Annotated in this window: 1 rRNA gene; it reads left to right on the forward strand. The window is 52.9% G+C overall.

Annotated elements, in window-relative coordinates:
• Positions 1–29: 29 nt before the first annotated feature.
• Positions 30–1,539, forward strand: a 23S ribosomal RNA gene (locus tag P3T17_RS37485); the annotation flags it as partial.

Here is a 1,539-nt window from a genome sequence, read left to right on the forward strand (position 1 = left end):
GGATGCGGCATGAGACACACCCGTTATAGGGTCAAGCGAACAAGTGCATGTGGTGGATGCCTTGGCGATCACAGGCGATGAAGGACGCGGTAGCCTGCGAAAAGCTACGGGGAGCTGGCAAACGAGCTTTGATCCGTAGATGTCCGAATGGGGAAACCCACTCCGTATGGAGTATCCGCAGCTGAATACATAGGCTGTGCGAAGCGAACGCGGCGAACTGAAACATCTAAGTAGCCGCAGGAAAAGAAATCAACCGAGATTCCCAGAGTAGTGGCGAGCGAAATGGGACCAGCCTGTACTCTTTATCTTTACTGTTAGTCGAAGGCTCTGGAAAGTGCCGCCATAGCAGGTGATAGCCCTGTAGACGAAAGCAGTTTGGAAGAACTAGGTGTACGACAAGTAGGGCGGGACACGTGAAATCCTGTCTGAAGATGGGGGGACCATCCTCCAAGGCTAAATACTCGTGATCGACCGATAGTGAACCAGTACCGTGAGGGAAAGGCGAAAAGAACCCCGGGAGGGGAGTGAAACAGATCCTGAAACCGCATGCATACAAACAGTCGGAGCCTCGCAAGGGGTGACGGCGTACCTTTTGTATAATGGGTCAGCGACTTACATTCAGTGGCAAGCTTAACCGATTAGGGCAGGCGTAGCGAAAGCGAGTCCGAACAGGGCGATTCAGTCGCTGGGTGTAGACCCGAAACCAGGTGATCTATCCATGGCCAGGATGAAGGTGCGGTAACACGTACTGGAGGTCCGAACCCACTAACGTTGAAAAGTTAGGGGATGAGCTGTGGATAGGGGTGAAAGGCTAAACAAACCTGGAAATAGCTGGTTCTCTCCGAAAACTATTTAGGTAGTGCCTCGTGTATCACCTTCGGGGGTAGAGCACTGTCATGGTTGAAGGGTCCATTGCGGATTACTTCGCCATAGCAAACTCCGAATACCGAAGAGTGCAATCACGGGAGACAGACATCGGGTGCTAACGTCCGGTGTCAAGAGGGAAACAACCCAGACCGCCAGCTAAGGTCCCCAAATATTGCTAAGTGGGAAACGAAGTGGGAAGGCTAAAACAGTCAGGAGGTTGGCTTAGAAGCAGCCATCCTTTAAAGAAAGCGTAATAGCTCACTGATCGAGTCGTCCTGCGCGGAAGATGTAACGGGGCTAAGCAATATACCGAAGCTGCGGATGCATATTTATATGCATGGTAGGAGAGCGTTCCGTAAGCCTGCGAAGGTGCACTGGAAAGTGTGCTGGAGGTATCGGAAGTGCGAATGCTGACATGAGTAGCGATAAAGGGGGTGAAAGGCCCCCTCGCCGTAAGCCCAAGGTTTCCTACGCAACGTTCATCGGCGTAGGGTGAGTCGGCCCCTAAGGCGAGGCAGAAATGCGTAGCTGATGGGAAGCAGGTTAATATTCCTGCACCATTGTTGAATGCGATGGGGGGACGGATCGCGGAAGGTTGTCCGGGTGTTGGAAGTCCCGGTCCTTGCATTGGAGAAGGCGCTTTGGCAAATCCGGGCGCGGAATTCAAGGGTG

Source organism: Paraburkholderia sp. GAS82, from assembly GCF_050436285.1.
GTDB lineage: Bacteria > Pseudomonadota > Gammaproteobacteria > Burkholderiales > Burkholderiaceae > Paraburkholderia > Paraburkholderia phenazinium_B.